The organism is Anaerotruncus sp. (assembly GCF_057433415.1).
The window spans coordinates 54,676-70,950 of sequence record NZ_DBMDHH010000010.1; the positions used below are offsets into that span (position 1 = coordinate 54,676).

Annotated in this window: 14 protein-coding genes, 1 tRNA gene and 2 pseudogenes; 8 read left to right on the forward strand and 9 right to left on the reverse strand. The window is 60.0% G+C overall.

What is annotated here, in order from left to right; translation table 11 throughout:
• Positions 1-295: 295 nt before the first annotated feature.
• Positions 296-697, forward strand: a complete 402-nt coding sequence (locus ACZO3G_RS04775; protein ID WP_277138667.1) for a hypothetical protein — start codon at positions 296-298, stop codon at positions 695-697.
• Positions 697-1,848: pseudogene (mobP3, locus tag ACZO3G_RS04780) on the forward strand (MobP3 family relaxase); the annotation flags it as partial. The gene ACZO3G_RS04775 and the pseudogene mobP3, both read left to right, overlap by 1 nt.
• Here mobP3 and ACZO3G_RS04785 read toward each other — a convergent pair.
• Entirely contained in the window at positions 1,834-2,676 is an 843-nt protein-coding gene (locus ACZO3G_RS04785; protein WP_418664171.1) for a metallophosphoesterase, read from the reverse strand. The pseudogene mobP3 and the gene ACZO3G_RS04785 sit on opposite strands and share 15 nt — an antisense overlap.
• Between ACZO3G_RS04785 and ACZO3G_RS04790 the strand changes: the two are divergent.
• Positions 2,573-3,688 (forward strand): annotated as a pseudogene (locus ACZO3G_RS04790) (tyrosine-type recombinase/integrase); the annotation flags it as partial. The gene ACZO3G_RS04785 and the pseudogene ACZO3G_RS04790 sit on opposite strands and share 104 nt — an antisense overlap.
• Before the next feature lie 348 nt (positions 3,689-4,036).
• Here ACZO3G_RS04790 and ACZO3G_RS04795 read toward each other — a convergent pair.
• From ACZO3G_RS04795 to ACZO3G_RS04815, 5 genes are all read right to left on the reverse strand, one after another.
• Entirely contained in the window at positions 4,037-5,359 is a 1,323-nt protein-coding gene (locus tag ACZO3G_RS04795; protein ID WP_277138665.1) for a reverse transcriptase domain-containing protein, read from the reverse strand.
• A 4-nt stretch (positions 5,360-5,363) separates the two neighbouring features.
• Positions 5,364-5,930: an SLATT domain-containing protein gene (locus ACZO3G_RS04800; RefSeq protein ID WP_277138663.1), complete on the reverse strand. Its 567-nt coding sequence runs from the start codon at positions 5,928-5,930 to the stop codon at positions 5,364-5,366.
• A 252-nt stretch (positions 5,931-6,182) separates the two neighbouring features.
• Positions 6,183-6,258 (reverse strand) — tRNA-Pro (locus tag ACZO3G_RS04805).
• A gap of 317 nt (positions 6,259-6,575) precedes the next feature.
• A complete protein-coding gene (locus ACZO3G_RS04810) occupies positions 6,576-7,967 on the reverse strand; it encodes a glycine--tRNA ligase (protein WP_276873961.1) in 1,392 nt (463 codons plus the stop codon).
• Between the two features lie 126 nt (positions 7,968-8,093).
• Positions 8,094-9,617: a phosphohexomutase domain-containing protein gene (locus ACZO3G_RS04815; protein WP_276873964.1), complete on the reverse strand. Its 1,524-nt coding sequence runs from the start codon at positions 9,615-9,617 to the stop codon at positions 8,094-8,096.
• Positions 9,618-9,808: 191 nt separating this feature from the next.
• On the opposite strand from ACZO3G_RS04815, the gene ACZO3G_RS04820 reads away from it, so the two are divergent.
• The 3 genes from ACZO3G_RS04820 to ACZO3G_RS04830 are packed head-to-tail and all read left to right on the forward strand — an operon-like array spanning position 9,809 to position 12,343.
• Positions 9,809-10,336 carry a phosphatase PAP2 family protein gene (locus ACZO3G_RS04820; protein ID WP_101552860.1) on the forward strand — a complete coding sequence of 176 codons (528 nt, stop codon included), beginning with the start codon at positions 9,809-9,811 and terminating at the stop codon, positions 10,334-10,336.
• 4 nt (positions 10,337-10,340) lie between these two features.
• Positions 10,341-11,867, forward strand: coding sequence for an ASKHA domain-containing protein (locus ACZO3G_RS04825; protein ID WP_277138661.1), 1,527 nt, complete (start codon positions 10,341-10,343; stop codon positions 11,865-11,867).
• A gap of 14 nt (positions 11,868-11,881) precedes the next feature.
• Positions 11,882-12,343: a pyridoxamine 5'-phosphate oxidase family protein gene (locus ACZO3G_RS04830; protein ID WP_101552856.1), complete on the forward strand. Its 462-nt coding sequence runs from the start codon at positions 11,882-11,884 to the stop codon at positions 12,341-12,343.
• A 62-nt stretch (positions 12,344-12,405) separates the two neighbouring features.
• Here ACZO3G_RS04830 and ACZO3G_RS04835 read toward each other — a convergent pair whose 3' ends face one another.
• The 3 genes from ACZO3G_RS04835 to ACZO3G_RS04845 form a co-directional block, all read right to left on the reverse strand.
• Entirely contained in the window at positions 12,406-12,933 is a 528-nt protein-coding gene (locus ACZO3G_RS04835) for a DUF6125 family protein (RefSeq protein WP_276873972.1), read from the reverse strand.
• Between the two features lie 17 nt (positions 12,934-12,950).
• A complete protein-coding gene (locus tag ACZO3G_RS04840) occupies positions 12,951-13,778 on the reverse strand; it encodes an MYG1 family protein (RefSeq protein ID WP_276873974.1) in 828 nt (275 codons plus the stop codon).
• Positions 13,779-13,865: 87 nt separating this feature from the next.
• Positions 13,866-14,156 (reverse strand): GIY-YIG nuclease family protein, encoded by a 291-nt coding sequence (locus ACZO3G_RS04845; RefSeq protein WP_288235010.1) that lies wholly within the window; start codon positions 14,154-14,156, stop codon positions 13,866-13,868.
• Between the two features lie 130 nt (positions 14,157-14,286).
• Here ACZO3G_RS04845 and ACZO3G_RS04850 point away from each other — a divergent pair, with 130 nt between their 5' ends.
• Both ACZO3G_RS04850 and ACZO3G_RS04855 read left to right on the forward strand, forming a co-directional pair.
• Positions 14,287-15,288 (forward strand): helix-turn-helix transcriptional regulator, encoded by a 1,002-nt coding sequence (locus ACZO3G_RS04850; RefSeq protein ID WP_101552849.1) that lies wholly within the window; start codon positions 14,287-14,289, stop codon positions 15,286-15,288.
• Positions 15,289-15,329: 41 nt separating this feature from the next.
• Complete coding sequence (locus tag ACZO3G_RS04855; RefSeq protein WP_121586713.1) at positions 15,330-15,587, forward strand: DUF1905 domain-containing protein; 258 nt, start codon at positions 15,330-15,332, stop codon at positions 15,585-15,587.
• The last annotated feature ends 688 nt before the right edge of the window (positions 15,588-16,275 follow it).

Below are 16,275 nucleotides of genomic sequence, written 5' to 3' on the forward strand. Positions count from 1 at the left end.
CACCGAAGCCCAGCGAAGCGGGTTCGGTGAGAAAAGGAGGAGCAGCGGAGTGAGCGATTTTTCGCCCATTAGGGCGGAAATGAGCAATATGGAGCTTGCGACGACGTCAAGCAGGATAAAGGGCAGGCGTCGCAAGCGCGCCCACCCGGTCACAACTGCCCGCAGTGCGGGCAGTTTCGGGGACTTCGGGCGGGGGTCTTGAAATGGAAAATACACGCCGCAATGGGTCTGAAATTCAGAGAACCCCCGTGTGGACAGCCTTTTCGTAGGGGGCTTGCGGAGAAATGGAGGAAACATGAGTGAAAGAGAAAAGCTGTCGGTTCGGTTGGAGCCGGAGCTGCGGGAGCGGCTGGATCGCTGTTATACCATGGACGGCAGTCGAAGCCGGCGGGAGTATATCGAAAACGCGATTCGGTTTTACACGGACTACCAAGAGATGCAGGGCACCCAATCCCTGCTACCGAAGGAGATCGCCACGGCCCTTGACGGTCGGCTGGGGATGCTGGAGGATCGCATGTCAAGCCTGCTGTTCAAGCAGTCGGTGGAGCTGGACATGGTGGCCGGCATCCTGGCCCGCGCCATTGAGATGGATGAGGAGGCCCTGCGTCGGCTGCGGGCGGAAAGCGTCAAAAACGTGAAGCAGACCAACGGCCGCATTTCTCTGGAGCAGAGGATGCGCCGCGAGGATGACCTGTAATGGCAAAGCTGATCGTCAAAAGTCCCTACATCAAGTGCACCGGCAGCGGCGATGCTGCCGGTGCCGGGGGCTACCTGTACTACATCGGTACCCGCGAGCATGTGCAGAAGCTAAATGACGACCGCCAGCCCACCCGCAAGCAGGAGCAGTTCATTGCAAAGCTCATGAAAGATTTTCCCAGCGTGATACAGCTGGAGGAGTACGGCGATTATGAGGAGCGCAAGACCAAGGTCACCTCCTCCGTGCTCATCACCATGGCACTGGAGGAGAACTGGCAGGCGGTCAGTCAGATGGACGGCTACGTGAATTACATCGCCACTCGTCCCCGCGCTGAGCGGCTCGGCGCCCACGGCCTGTTCGGTGACGAGGACAGCATCAACCTAAAGGAAGCGATGGCGGAGCTCAACTCCTATACCGGAAACGTCTGGACGCACATCATTTCCCTGCACCGTGAGGATGCCGCCCGTCTGGGCTATGACAGCGCCCAGGCTTGGCGCAATCTCATCCGTGCCCGCCGTAACGACATCGCGGCGGCGATGAAAATTTCACCGAAGGATTTCCGCTGGTACGCCGCATTCCACGATGAGGGCGAGCATCCCCACATCCACATGTTGGCGTGGTCGGCAAAACCGGGGCAGGCCTACCTCTCCCGTGAGGGCATTCGGCAAATCAAATCCGTGCTCATGAACGATATTTTCAAGCAGGAGTTGCTCCATGTCTACGAACAGAAGTCCTCCAGCCGGGACGAGTTAGTGCAGCAGGCGCGGCGGGAAATGCTGGAGCTGGTGCGCACTATGCAGGCAGGTCTCTGCGACCATCCCGAGGTGGAAGCGCTGATTCTTCAGCTGGCGCAGGGGCTGGAAACGGTGCGGGGTAAGAAAAGCTATGGCTACCTGCCGAAGCTCTTGAAGGCCCTCACCGACAAAATCGTTGACCAGATGGAGCGTATCCCGGCGGTAGCACAGTGCTATGAAAAGTGGCTGACGCTCCAGGGACAGGTGGACAGCTACTACGGCGGCAGCGAGCACAAGCGGCTGAAATTATCCCAGCAGAAGGAATTCCGCGCCATCAAGAACGCAGTGATTCAGGAGGCCGAGCGCATCCGCACCGGAGAAATCACCTTTGAGGACGAAGACTTATCGGCGGCGGATGAGCCGGAGAGCACCCGCTACAACGCAGAGTTCTACATCGACTTGCCAATTGTGCTTGGACAGGACGCGATCCACTTTGGCCTTAATCTCCGGCGACGGCTGTTCATCTGCCCACCAGTTCCAGCCCCTGGCGAGCCTGTAATACTTGTCAACGCTGTATGCGCCGCCGATGACAAGGCAGGCATGGCCGCAGAACTCATAAATCTCGCCATCAATGGCGAACTTGATATTGGGATACTCAGGCTGAACCCAGACCTGCCCGCCGTGGTAGCGCCGCAGCTCATAACCGAGCGCAGGACCGGGGCGCATCTCATGGTTTCCGTGAATACAGAAGAAGGTGATCGGCAATTTGGAGAGGGCTTCCTTGTTCAGCGTGTCCCGTCCGTCGCCAAAATAATTCAGACCGGCATCGCCGAGGATGATGAACATGTTTTCGTGGGTGAGCCCTTTGGATAAGCAGAAGTCTATCACACGGTCAAAGCGTCCATGGGTGTCGCCGGTCAGGTATACGGTGTTCTGTGCCTGCTCCATTTGAGCGCGCCTCCTTGTGTTAGCCGATGTGTCAAGTATAGCTTGAAAACACTGATATTGCAAGGAATGATCGTCGGGCGGTATTACCCGAACGATAGTTGGAAACAGCAAAAATTCAGTCACGAATTTGATAGCTTTCCGAGGCGGATTGTGGTATGTGTTGTGTTGCGCAATCCCGAAACGAGGTGAAACTATGGCAAAACGAAGACCGTCCGGTGACGGCATGGTACGCAAGCGGGAGGACGGCCGCTGGGAAGGCCGCATCGTCATCGGACACAAACAAAACGGCGACTCCATTTTCCGTCATGTCTACGCCAAAACGCAGAAAGAACTGCTGGACAAGCTCCATCGAAACATTGAGGACTACCATGACGTGGACCTGACCGAGGACAGCCGCATGACGCTGGGTGAATGGCTGGACCGCTGGATGGCGGAGTACAAGGCGGACACCGTCCGCCCCGGCACCCTACGCGGTTACCGGACTCTGACCGAGCAGTACATCAAGCCCCAGCTGGGCGGCAAGCAGGTCTCCCTGATCACCACGCAGGACGTTCAGCGGATGTACCGGCGGCTCAAAAAAGAGGGGCGCGTCAACGAGCACCCCGAAAAGGGAAATCAGCTTGCCGACTCCACAGTGCGCGGCGTCCACTGTGTGCTCCATCTGGCGATGAAGGACGCGGTGCAGGCGCATATTATCGCCAAGAATCCCACAGACGGGGCCACCATCCCCAAGCAGAGCGGCAGCGCCAAGCGGGTGCTGAACGACCGGGAACTGGATGCCTTCCTCGCCATCATCGAGGGGGACGAGATCTGGCACGACTTCTTCTACACCGACCTGACCACCGGCCTGCGGCGGGGCGAAATCTGCGGCCTCATGTGGCAGGACTTCGATGAAAAGAACGGCACGCTGAAGGTGAGCCGCACACTCCACAGCAAGAAACTGGGCGTGTTCTCCCTGGGCGACACCAAAACGGGAATGGGCACACGCACCATCGTTCTGCCCCGGAGTACGGCGGAACTCCTCCGAAAACGCAGGGAAAAGTCCATCAGTCAGTGGATTTTTCCTAACCCCGTCAAGCCGGAGCTGCCTGTATCACCCAATTCTGCTTACAGCCGTTTGAAAGCTCTGCTGAAACAGGCGGGGCTACCCGACATTCGTTTCCACGATCTGCGCCACACTTTTGCCACCCACGCCCTCGCCAGCGGTGCGGACGCCAAGACCCTGTCGGGCATCCTCGGCCACACCAACGCAAGCTTCACGCTGGATACCTACACCCATATCACGGATGATATGCGGCACACCGCCGCCGTCAACATTGACCGGGGCATCGGAAAGGCGGAGCCGCAGGACGATTTAGTGGCGGTCACTACCCAGCCGGAAAAGCCCAGGATGACCGACTTCCAGCCCTACCTGGGGCATAAGCGCAAGCCCGGCACAGGCTGTGTCAGCGAGATCAACGACCACCTGTTTGAGGGAAGGTATTCCCCCATATGGCCCGACGGTAAGGAACACGCCCGGAATGTCTATGCCAAGACCCGTGAGGAGTGCGAGGAAAAGCTAACGGCGCTGATTGTGCAGATGAAGGCGGAGATCGCTGAATTGAAGGTGAAATACTAAACGGCTGGCACTAAATACTTAATGCCAGCCGTTTCAAAATTAAGAGAAGTTCTGAATATCATATTCGAGCCGCTGTACTTCTTTGAACATAGTTTCTTTAAATAAATTATCAATAGTTGCTGTGTCTTTATTATCAAATATCTTTTGGTTATAGATTAAAATTTTTGCTTTCTCTTCTGACGAATATCTATCTGCATTAATTAAATAGTTTGAATTGCTGACATTTTTAGTAATCTCGTGATATGCCCGCACAAATCTTTTGATATCCGTTGGTCTTTGAAACCCATATCTACAGAACAGATGATCAATTAACCAATCTAGATGAAAAAGTATTCTTAAATCCGTCAGTTGTGAATAATAAAATAGCCATCCGTACTTTTTTGAGTCAAGAATACATCCTGTGACTCTAAGGTTTAACCGCCAAAAAAATACCTGCTGTGAAATTGTTTGTTTTTTTCGTAAGCGAAAAAGTTCCTCAATAGACGCTTCTATTTTTTCCTCTGCAGCGGTGCGGATTCCGATTTTGTTATTAAAAAACATGTATCCAAGAAAAGGAACTCCTTTTGCAATTTCACCTGACATGGTTTTCTTTTCATTTGCATCTAAGTCAAAGTCGTTTTTAAGTGCCTTAATGCAAAAACATTTAATGCTTTCCGCGCAAGATGCGTCACACAAAATTAAAATATCATCAACATAGCGGTGAAAAGAAACATCGTACTGCGCACACACCTTTTCATTAAAATCAGCCAAATAAATATCTGCTAAAATATTTGAAATAGATAAACCTTCAGGAACCCCGCGGTCGTTTTTCTTCTTTTCTGAAACTGAACCGGTTCGAGGAATTGTTTCGGTGGTTATCGCTTCCTGCAAAAGTGAAATTGCCTCAGCCTTACGAACTTTTCTTTTTACTTTTTTGAGTAAAATTTGGTGATTAATTGATGAATAAAAATGTGTAATGTCAATTTTGACATAACCGTCAAAGCGACCAGTTAAAACTTCGCGTGAAATATCGCCAACAATTGTATGTAACAACGGTTCTTCAATCACGCCTTCGAAAGAAGCCCGTAGAAATTGGTGGCAAGCAGATAGCGCTAATTTATCTCGCACGGTAGGAATAGAAATAACTCTTGGCTCTTTTCCACGCCCTTTGCTAATTAGGACCTCTCGATAACGAGTGAATTTATAGACTCCGGATAATACCTTGCGAGAGATAATTTGAATATTATTATCTAAGTTGTCCTCAAATGCTTTTGGCGTTACCCTGTCCATTCCCACATTTGCTCGATATTTAATTTTGTCATAATAAATCTGCTGAAGTCGTTTCGGTGAAAAGTAACGGTAAAAATATCGAGCAGCATTCATTTTCTCACCTCAAAACCAAATAGAGAATAGCCACTACAAGAGGCAAGAGAAATAATCCACCTCTCCACAGATGCACCCAAGCAAGCTGACAATAATAACTACATCTTTCCGTCTTGGATAGCTTCATGTTAGGATCTGAACTGCGGTCCTTCAACTGGTACATATCAATCGGCATATGGTTTTCTGATGATTTCAAAAGTTCTGCATACTTGGCACTGATACCAATAACGCTTTTTTGATCATCAGCATCTATATAAGAAAGCTGATCTAACAATAGTTGTAAATCGATATAATTTTGTTTCAGGGCGAAAGAACGCTCTCGATAACCTGTCGAATTTGCATATATTATAGAGATAGTGAGTGCAATTGAAAGAGCAAAACTTATCAAAGAGAGAATATGATCCTGCTTTGTCAGCGAAACAAGTGATAGGATAATAACAAAAACCGAGTAGTAAACATTCAGTGCTTCAATATATTTGGCATGGGATAACAATCTCTCTGACGCATTAATGCGACATTTACGCGTTATCCAAATATTCCGATCAAGTTTTTCTTTTAATGGTTGCTCCATATTAACACCTCAATAAAAAGGCCAGAGGAATTGCTTAACAAAACACAACAACGTCCGAAAATCAGACTTCCCTAAGGAACAAAAGATTAATTAGTCAGAAAATCCCCGCTAAAGCAGGAACCATGACGAAGCATAAGCAACCCTCTGGTAAACTAATTTTATCAGATATTTCATAGAAACTCAACAAATTTTACGCTGCAATAAACAAAGAATAAGAAAACCCCTCTGAAATCATTGATTTCAGAGGGGTTTTGGTCCGAGTAGTGCGACTCGAACGCACGGTCTCCTGGTCCCAAACCAGGCGCGATACCAACTTCGCTATACCCGGATATTTGATTTTCCCGTTTCCGGAAATTCTGCTGTCTGTGGTTATTGCTGTGGTCTAAGGCAATTTCGAGGTGCTTTTCGCTCTGCGGAAGAAACCCGCAAATGCCCGTGTGTCAACGGCTTCCGGCGTTTCACTTTCTCCCGCCCCGGATACCAGCACGGCACTCCCAAAGCAGGCGCGCTACCAACTGCGCTACACCCCGAAAAATGCTTGCGGCACGCGACAAAGTCGCGTGCCGCAAATGTCATCATAGCATACCGCGCGGCGGGTGTCAAGGCGGCGCGCCGGGCGGATCAGGGCCGGCCCGGCGGCGGGGATCAGAACGCGAGTTTCGCCTTGAGGTAATCTCCGAGGGAGGAGACAGGGATGCGCTCCTGCTCCATCGTGTCGCGGTCGCGGACGGTCACGCAGCCGTCCGTCTCACTGTCGAAATCGTAGGTGATGCAGACGGGCGTGCCGATCTCGTCCTGGCGGCGGTACCGCTTGCCGATCGAACCCGCGTCGTCGTAGTCGACCATGAATTCCTTCGAGAGCGACTCGTAGATCTTTCCGGCGCCCTCGGCGAGCTTTTTGGAGAGGGGCAGCACGCACGCCTTGAAGGGGGCGAGCGTCGGGTGCAGGCGCATGACGACACGCACGTCCTCCTTGCCCTTCGCGTCGGTGCCGACGACCTCCTCGTCGTAGGCGTCGCAGAGGAAGGCGAGCGCGACGCGGTCCGCGCCGAGCGACGGCTCGACCACATAGGGGACGTACCGCTCGTTCGTCTCGGGATCGAAATAGTCGAGCGCCTTGCCCGAGCACTCCGCGTGGCGGGAGAGGTCGTAATTGGTGCGGTCGGCGATCCCCCACAGTTCGCCCCATCCGAACGGGAAGAGGTACTCGATGTCGGTGGTCGCCTTGGAGTAGAAGGAGAGCTCCTCCTTCGCGTGGTCGCGCAGGCGCATGTTGTCCTTGGCCATGCCGAGGGCCAGGAGCCAGTTTTCGCAGAAGCTGCGCCAGTACTGGAACCATTCGAGGTCGGTGTCCGGCTTGCAGAAGAACTCCAGTTCCATCTGCTCGAACTCGCGGATGCGGAAGATGAAGTTGCCGGGGGTGATCTCGTTGCGGAAGCTCTTGCCCACCTGCGCGACGCCGAAGGGCACCTTTTTGCGGGTGGTGCGCTGGATATTCATGAAGTTCACGAAGATGCCCTGCGCCGTCTCGGGGCGCAGGTAGATTTCGCTCTTGGCGTCCTCGGTGACCCCCTGGAAGGTCTTGAACATCAGGTTGAACTTACGGATTTCGGTAAAATTCGCGCTGCCGCATTCGGGGCAGGTGATGCCGTGCTCCTTGATGTAGTCGTACATCTGCTCGTTGGACCAGCCGTCGGCGATCTCGCCGGTGGCGTCCTCGATGAGCTTGTCGGCGCGGTGGCGGGTCTTGCAGTCCTTGCAGTCCATCAGCGGGTCGGAAAAGCCGCCCACATGCCCCGACGCGACCCACACCTGCGGGTTCATCAGGATGGCGGAATCGAGCCCGACGTTATAGGGGCTCTCCTGGACGAATTTTTTCCACCAGGCGCGCTTGACGTTGTTTTTGAATTCCACGCCGAGCGGGCCGTAGTCCCAGCTGTTGGAAAGCCCTCCGTAGATCTCCGAGCCCGGATAGACAAAGCCCCTGCTTTTGCAGAGGTTGACGATTTTCTCCATCGTTTTTTCACTGTGATTCAACGTGACGACATCCTCTCGTACTCATATGGGTCCCTAAAGCCCTATTATATCGGGATCCGCGCCCAAAATCAAGGGCCGCGCCGCGGGAAACGGCGGCGAAATTGCCTGCCGGGACGCGTCCGGGCCTTATTGATCGAGCGGGGACAGGTCGAGCCGGTCGTAGCCCGCGAGCAGCTCCTTCACGACCGCGACGAGCCGGTCGCAGTCGCCGGGGCGCTCCCCCTCGAGGTTGAGCGGCATGAGCGGGTCGTGCAGCGACAGCCTGAGCAGCAGCCAGCCCTTCACCTCCGGGCCGGAGAAGGAGAGGCGCACCCCCTCGTAGGAGTTGGGCGCGACCGCGTAGCCGGCCGCCCTGGCGCGCGCCTCGAACTGGGCGAGCACGTCGAGCCCGTAGGCCTTGAAGTCGTCGCCGAGCAGGTTCATGCGGTATTCCCGCGTCTCGTACGCGGGGGGGAGCTTTTCGATCAGCGCGTCGATCCTTTTGCCCTCCCGCCTGGCGCGCGCCGCCGCGATCAGCAGCTTGACCGCCATGTACGCGCCGTCGTCGAGGTAGTAGTTCTCGCTGAGCGCGCCGTGGCCGGAGGTCTCGATTGCCAGCGGGCAGGAGACCCCCTCGGCGTTGAGGCGCTTCTGCTCGTTGATGACGTTCTTGTAGCCGCGTTTGAAGCGGTGGTGCCTGAGGTGCAGCGTGTTTTCCAGAAAGCCGGTCAGCCGGTCGGAGGTGACCGAGTCGGTGACGATCGTCCCGCCCGGATAGTCGGGCGCGAGGATGGCCGCCATCATCGCGATGATCGCGTCGCGGTTGACCTCCGAGCCGTCCGACAGCACCGCCGACATCCGGTCGACGTCGGTGTCGAAGATGATGCCGAGGTCGGCGTGGTTTTCGACCGTCGCGGTGCGCACGGCGTCCATCGCCGCGGCGTTTTCCGGGTTGGGGATGTGGTTGGGAAAGGTGCCGTCCGGCTCGAGAAACTGGCTGCCCGCGGTATCCGCGCCCAGCGGGGCGAGCACCTGCTCGGCGAAGAAGCCGCCCGCGCCGTTGCCCGCGTCGACCACCACATGCAGGCCCGCGAGCGGATTCTCATAGTCCTCCGCGCCGACGCCCAGGCGGATTTTTTCCCGCAGGCTGTTCGCGTAGAGGGAGAGCAGCGGGGTCCGCTGCACCTTGGAGAGGTCCGCCCGGGCGGGCGTGAGGGAGGCGGCGGTGAGCAGCAGATCGGTGATGTCGCGGCTCTCCAGGCCGCCGTCCGCGTCGAAAAACTTGAGCCCGTTGCGGTTGTAGGGCAGGTGGCTCGCGGTGATCATGACGGCGCCGTCGTACTGCGTCTCGGGGAAGACGATCGACATGAACATCGACGGGGTGGACGCGAGCCCGCAGTCGTAGGCGGCGGCGCCCTGCGCGGCGAGTCCCTCGAGCACCTGCGCCTTCAGCGCGGGCGCGGAGACACGCGAGTCGTGCCCCACGCCGATCTTGAGGGCGGAGGGCGCGGCGTTTTTCTTCTGCGCGAGCCACAGGGCGAACGCCTGCGCGATCAGGTTGACGGCCTCGCCCGTCAGGTTGACGTGCTGACCCTCGACCCCTTCGGTGGCGATTCCGCGCACGTCGCTGCCGTTTTGCAGCTTGAGCATGGCTTCCTTGGCGATGGACATGGCTGTTCCTCCAGACACGATAAATTCTTTTCAGCGGGCGGCGGGCTTTGGACGCGCGGCGCGCGCCGCCGTCCGGTTCACAGGCGCCGCCCGGGTGAATACCTGTTTATTATACCAACAAATCTCCCGTTTGTCATTGATTGTTTTACCGTTCCCATGATAAAATAGAGGGACTGCTAGGAGGTGCGAACATGGACCTTACCATCGTCCGGTGGGCCGCGGAACATCTGCACGGCCCCTTCCTCGACACGGTGATGCCCTATATCACCGCGCTCGGGGACAGCGGATTCATCTGGGTGGTGATCTGCTTTGTGCTGCTCGCCCGCAAAAAGACCCGCCGCGCGGGCATCTTCTGCGGGCTGTCGCTGCTGATCGCCTATGTCTCGGGCGAAGTCGTGCTCAAAAACCTGATCCAGCGGCCGCGTCCCTTCACGCTGCTGCCCGGCGTTTCGCTGCTCATCCCCCCGCCCGGCTCCTCCTCCTTCCCCTCGGGGCATACGGGGTCCTCCTTCGCGTGCGCGGCCGCGATCTTCCTGCTCAACAAAAAGTGGGGCGTGCCCGCGCTGGCGCTGGCCGCTCTGATCGCCTTTTCCCGGCTCTACCTGTCGGTCCACTATCCGACCGACCTGCTCGCGGGCGCGCTGCTCGGGGTGGGAAGCGCGCTGCTCGCGCGCTGGCTCTGCCGCAGGCTGCTGCCGCGGACGCCCGGGGAGGGATGAGCCGGTGAAACGGATTTGCGCCACCCTCGGCGGCCGGCGGTTTGAGATCCCCTGGGAGGGCCCGGCGCTCCTCTCCGATTTGCTCGCGCCCCACGGGTTTTCGCTGCCCTGCGGCGGCGCGCACACCTGCGGGGCGTGCAGGGTGACCGCCTACGGCGAGCTATCCCCCCTCTCCGCGGAGGAAAAGCGGCTGCTCACGACCGAGGAACAGCTCTCCAACGTGCGGCTCGCCTGCTGCGCGCGGGCGCTCGGGAGCTGCACCGTCCACGCGCTTTCCCCCCCGCGCCCGCGGGTGCGGAAGGGCGGGACGCTCCCCGCCGTGGCGGGGGAGCCCCCCTTCGGGCGGGGGCATGTCCTCGCCGCCGACATTGGCACGACGACGGTCGCCGCGTATCTCTGCGACCCGCTGCGTCCGGACAGGCCCGCCGCAGCGGGGGAGCTGAACGCGCAGGCCCCCTTCGGCGCCGACGTGATCACCCGCATCGGGAAATGCGCCGAAATCGGCGTCCGCCCCCTGCGGGAGGCGCTGGCCGGCCAGCTCGACCGGCTCTTCGCCGGGCTGCTGCGCGGGCGCGGCGTGCGGCCGGACAGGGTGCGCGGCGTGGTGCTCACCGGCAACACGGCGATGCTCCACCTCTTTGCCGGGCTCGACCCCGCCGGGCTCGCCGCGGCGCCCTACACCCCGCAGAGCCTCTTTGGGGTGCTCTATAACGCGCGGGGATATTTCCCCACGCTGCCGCCCGCCGCGCCCGTCTATCTCGCGCCCTGCGTGGGCGCGTTCGTCGGCGCGGACACCGTCTGCGCCCTGCTCGCCTGCCGCCTTGAGCCCCGCGAGCTGCTCCTCGACGTGGGCACCAACGGCGAACTCGCCCTCATGACCGAAGAGGGCGCGCTCTGCTGTTCCGCGGCCGCGGGTCCGGCCTTCGAGGGAGCGGGGCTCCGGTGCGGGATGGTCGCCGCCGACGGCGCAATCTGCGCCGCCGCCGTCAGGGACGGCGGAATCGTCTGCAGGACGATCGGCGGCGGGCCGCCGCGCGGCGTCTGCGGGACCGGCGCGGTCAGCCTGCTCGCCGCGCTGCTCGAGCTGGGCGCCGTCGACGAGACCGGCCTGCTCGACGAGCGCTGGGAGGAGGGCTTCCCGCTCGGCGGCGGGGTGGTTTTCACCCAGCGGGACATCCGGCAGCTCCAGCTCGCCAAGGCCGCGATCGCGGCGGCGATGGATGCCCTCTTCGACGCGGCGGGCCTCTCGCCGTCGGACGTCAAGACCCTCTACATCGCGGGGGGCTTCGGCAGCGCGATCGACCCGCAGGCCGCCGCGCGCGTCGGCCTCATCCCCGCCGCGCTCGCGGGCCGGGTGTCCGCGGCGGGCAACGCCGCCGGGATGGGCGCCTGCATGATCGCCGCCTCCCAGCGGGCGCTCGACGACGCGGAGGCGCTCGCGCGGGACGCGCGGGTGCTCGACCTCACCGAGAGCCCGGTTTTCAGGGAGCGGTTCGTGGAGGAAATGATTTTTGGAAGCCCTGAAGGGTGAAAGGAGCGGACGCCATGGCTGGGAATCGGTTTTTGGACGAGCGGGAGGCCTACCGCATCCTCGCGGAGGGGGAATACGGCTTCCTCTCCCTCGTGACGCCGGAGGGCGGGCCCTACGGCATCCCGCTCAACTATGTCTGGCTTCCGGAGGAGCGGTGCGTCTTTTTTCACTGCGCGAAAAGCGGGCGGAAGCTCGACTGCATCAGGGCGCGCCCGGAGGTCTGCTTTACGGTGGTGGGGCCGGCGAGGGTGATCCCCGAGCGGTACAACACCCGCTATGAGAGCGCGGTCTTTACCGGGACCGCCTCGATCGTCACCGACCCCGCAGAAAAGCGGGAAAAGCTCGACCTGCTGGCACGGCGGTTTTCCCCGGGCGACCCGCGCAGGGAAGAGGTCGTCGAAAAATATCTGCCCGCCGTCTGCATCTGTAAGCTCGCCGTGCGCACGGCAAGCGCCAAACGGAACCCGGGAGATTAAAACGGGAGGCCGCAAAGCGGCCTCCCGTTTTTCGCATGTTATCCGGACATTAAGCGGCCGCCTCAGGCGTTTTGGGGGTCCAGGGTGAAGCGCCACACGCAGCGGCTCGATTCGTCGGTCATGTCGGGGTAGCAGCTGACCGCCTCGGTGGTGATGCGCGGGTCGATGACCCGGGCGAAATTCGTGTACTCGACGAGCCCCACCGGCTTGCAGGGGTGGTAGGGCATCCCCTTGCGGGCGCGCGCGTCCTGCACGCGGCAGGACCGCACATGGAAGGTGAGGGTGTTGCCCTCGAGCACCGTCTCGTGGCGGTTGAGCGGCGCGTAGAGCCGGAAGGCCAGCGCGCGCCGCAGGCCCTCGAGCCCCGCCAGCTCGGGCAGGCCGAGGAATTCCTTGATCCGCCGCGCCTCGGTTTCGGTGAAGCGCGCCCACGCGTTCACGTCGTGCTCGACCGCCTCGTCCATGCCGCGCTTGTGTTCGATCGACTGGAACCACAGCCCGTCGAGCGCAAGCCAGTTCTTGGAAAACATTTCGCAAAGCTCGAGCAGCTTTTCCCGCGGCAGCTCCTGAATGGATTCGTATTCCGTCATCATCGTTTCCTCCGTCTCTATTTTTCCCGCCGCGCGGCTTCGCACGCGCGGACGGCGTCCTCCAGCGTTCCCGCCGCGATCAGAAACCGGTTGTTGTGGCAGAAGCGCAGCGTTTCGATTCCGGAAATCCGGGGAAGCTCCTCCTCGGAGCGGCCCGCCCACCCGGCGGGAAAGGGGTGCTTGAGGCTGTGCGTCTCGTCGTCGTTCGGCACCGCCTGCGCGCTGTATCCGCCCCGCTGGGAGGGATAGACCACGAACTCCGCCGGGGAGGGCACGAGCGCCATTTTCCAGGGGGCGAAGGTGGGCAGGATCACGATCCCGTCCCTCATTTCGCCGAGCGCGCGTTCCACGAGCGCGCGGGCGCGCTGGATGCTCCAGATGCCCTCGAACCGCTTCTCCAGAATCACCTCTGCAAAGGCGACCACCTCCGCGAAGCAGTCGTCAGGCGACTTGTCCGAATCCCAGCTCGGGTTGAACGCGCCGATCAGCCCGGCGATCTCGCTGCCGCAGCCGGTGTTGTCGTCGAGGTCGAGCGGCTGGATGAAATGGAAATCGAACCGTTCGGCCTCCTCGGGGCCGACCAGCCCCGCGCCGAATTCCTTCCACAGCAGGCCGAACGCCGCGTAGGGCACGCCGTTGGGCCGCACGGGCGCGTTTTTCTGGTGGTGGTCGAATCTTCCCCATCCGATGTCGAAGACGAGCCCGTCGAAGTTTTCGGGTACGTCGAACACCCGGGTGATTTGGACGGATGGGTTGAGGAGCTTTAAAAGCGCGGCCGAAAAAACGTCGTCCGCATGGAATCTTCCGCCGTGCGTCAGGGCGGTGTCGGGGATGCTTGCCGTCATTCGTGTTCCTCCCATGGCACAGGGGTGCGGGGCGCCCGCCCATGCGTCCCGAAGGACGCATGGCCCGCGCTTTGCGCGGGCGTCGTCTCAAAAAGCCCCTTTTTGAGACGACGGCGGGCGCCCGGCCCCGTGTGCGATCAGCGCGAGCTTTTGGGCCCGCGTCATCTGTTTGAGTTCCCACTCGCGGCGCATGGCTTCGGCTCTGGTATCGAACGCCTCGCGGTAGACCATCTCCACCGGAAGCCGCCCGCGGGTGTATTTCGCGCCGCGGCCGTCGTTGTGGGCGGCGAGCCGGGCGGCGGGATCGTTCGTCCAGCCCGCGTAAAGGGTGCCGTCGGCACAGCGCAGCAGATATGCATAGCATGTCCCGTTTTCCATCCCGAAAGCCTCCCCCCCGGTTCGCGCTGTTACTATGATACCACGCGGGACCCGCCCCGGCAAGGGTAAAAAGAGGGCTGTTTATTGGACAGGAAATTTGTTACAATGGGACTGTAAAGGGGGCGGGAAAATGCCGAAAAATCCGAATCAGAAGCTGAAGCTGCTCTATCTCATGAAGATCCTGCTCGAACGCACCGACGACGAGCACGGGCTCACGCTGCCGGAGATCCTCGACGCGCTCGGCGGTTACGGCGTCACGGCGGAGCGCAAGAGCATCTACGACGACCTCGAAATGCTGCGCGTTTACGGGCTGGACGTCGAGCGCACGGGGCACAAATACTTCATCGCGAACCGGACCTTCCAGCTGCCCGAGCTCAAGCTGCTGGTCGACGCGGTGCAGTCCTCCAAATTCATCACCCACAAAAAATCCACCGAGCTGATCAAAAAGGTGGAAAGCCTTGCGAGCGTGCACGAGGCGCGGCTGCTCCAGCGGCAGGTGTTTGTCACCAACCGCATCAAGACGATGAACGAAAGCATCTACTACAACGTCGACAAGATCCATGCGGCAATCACGGCTGGCGTAAAGATCAGCTTCCGCTACTTCGAGTGGGCGGTCGACTTTTCGGAGGAGGGCGGGCCGCTCAAAAAGCAGTTCCGCCGCAATGGAAAACGCTACCGCATCAGCCCGTGGGCGCTGACCTGGGACGACGAAAACTATTATATGATCGGGTTCGACAGCGAGGCGGACATCATCAAGCACTACCGCGTCGACAAAATGGCTGAAATCCAGCTCACCGCAGAACGGCGGGACGGGCAGGAGCATTTCGACCGGTTCGACATGGCGCTCTATTCCAAGCGGGTGTTCGGGATGTTCGGCGGCGAGGAAGAAACCGTCCGGCTGCGGTTCGTCAATCATCTGGCCGGCGTGGTGCTCGACCGCTTCGGCAAGGACGCCTTCCTCTCACGGGCGGACGACGCGCACTTCAACGCCACTGTCAAGGTGCAGGTGAGCCCCCAGTTTTATTCGTGGGTCTTTGGGTTCGGAGGGGAGGTCAAAATCCTTTCCCCCGGCCATGTGGCGCAGGGGCTCTGTGCCGCCGCGCGGGAGGTCCTCGCTCTCTACAGCGAATAGCCCCGCGTCCCGCCGGGTATCTTATCCGTGGAGGCGGTTGGATGAAACGGACCTTTACGGCGATCATCAAAAAAGTCCCGGACATCGACGGCGCGTATGTCGAAATCCCCTTCGACGTGCGCGCCGTATATGGAAAGGGGCGCGTCAGGGTGCGGGCCGCCTTCGACGGCGAGCCGTACGAGGGAAGCCTCGTGCGCATGGGGACACCCTGCCATATCCTTGGCCTGCGTAAGGACATCCGCGCGAAAATCGGCAAACAGCCGGGCGACGCCGTGGTCGTCACGGTGGAGGAGATTTAAATTGGATTTATAGGTAAGCGGCCGCCCGAAAGGGCGGCCGCTTTTTTGCCGCGCGGAAACGGCTGGGTTTTCCGCTCAACGAGCGGCGGAGGTTGTCGGTGGCCGGCCGACGGCGGTCCTTAGGGATACCGCTCAGTGAGCGGTGTAGTTTGCCGGGTCCCGCCCCGGGGTGGTTTTAGATATTCCGCCCGGGGGACGGAGGGCCTGTCGGTAGTCGACCGACAGCGAGTTCCTTTCTTGCTTGCCCAAGAAAGGAACCAAAGAAGGGCACGAGGGGCTTTGCCCCTGCGACCCCCGCGCCGCCTCCGGTTGGCCTGCGGCCAAAGTCGGCGGCGCCCCGTCACGGATGAGCGAACGAGCCTACAGCAGCCCGCCAGCCGCCGCGCCGCGGGCGCAATGCCTCTGCCGGTGAGTCTCCGGAACCGTATCGGAAGTGCATCCGGGGAGGCACGGCCGCTTTTGCGCGGCGCGCAGCGCCCACGGGGAGGCGGAAAACTGCGCGGCTTTGCCGCGCACGCGCGCAGAGCGCGCGAACGCCCGGAACGGGCGTTGTTTTCCGCCGCGGGTCCCCGGCGTGCCATCCGGCTTCGGTCGTTGGGAGCGCAAGGCGCACGTCAGTTGCGGCCCCTGCCCGCAACTGACCCCGCGATCGGTCAAGCCGATGCGCGTGCGCCTCACGGGCGGAGGG